The following is a 602-nucleotide window of genomic DNA, read 5'->3' as shown; positions in this document are numbered from 1 at the left end:
TGACAGGTTCGCCGCCGCGACGTCGATCTCGGTGTTGGCGGCCTGGGCGACACCGTTGACCACCCAGTGGCCGTTGCCGCCGGTGTCCCAGAACGCATACTGGGTGATCGCATCGTTCTCGGCATCGCTGACCGAGAACAGGCTCGAGGCGAGCACCGAGAGCTGGCCGTGACTGGCGGTCACGTTCGGTGCCGTCACCACCGGGGCCGTATCGACCCCCGGCCCTGCGGTGAACGCAGTCCAGTTGCTCCACAACTGCCCGTCGTTGGCCCGCACGTAGAGCGTATCGGGCATCGAGCCGCCGGGACCGAACACGTAGCTGACCTGTGACAGGTTCGCCGCCGCGACGTCGATCTCGGTGTTGGCGGCCTGGGCGACACCATTCACCACCCAGTGGCCGTTGCCGCCGGTGTCCCAGAACGCATACTGGGTCATCGTATCGTTGTCGGTATCCGTCACCGAGAACAGGCTGGAGGCAAGGGCCGACACCTCCCCATGCGTCGCGGTCACGTTCGGTGCCGTCACGATCGGAGCGTGGTCGCCCCTGGGGTCGCCGTGAACGCGGTCCAGCCGCCCCACAGCATTCCGTCATTGGCCCGCAC

The 602-nt window shown here is 67.1% G+C and carries 1 protein-coding gene; it reads right to left on the bottom strand.

Annotated elements, in window-relative coordinates:
• A partial coding sequence (locus ALC15_RS40950; protein ID WP_050632145.1) for a hypothetical protein occupies positions 1-525 on the bottom strand: 525 nt, incomplete at its 3' end.
• Between the last annotated feature and the right edge of the window lie 77 nt (positions 526-602).

It is taken from the genome of Bradyrhizobium viridifuturi (genome assembly GCF_001238275.1).
Taxonomy (GTDB): Bacteria; Pseudomonadota; Alphaproteobacteria; order Rhizobiales; family Xanthobacteraceae; genus Bradyrhizobium; species Bradyrhizobium viridifuturi.
This window is presented reverse-complemented; position numbering and strand designations above follow the sequence as displayed.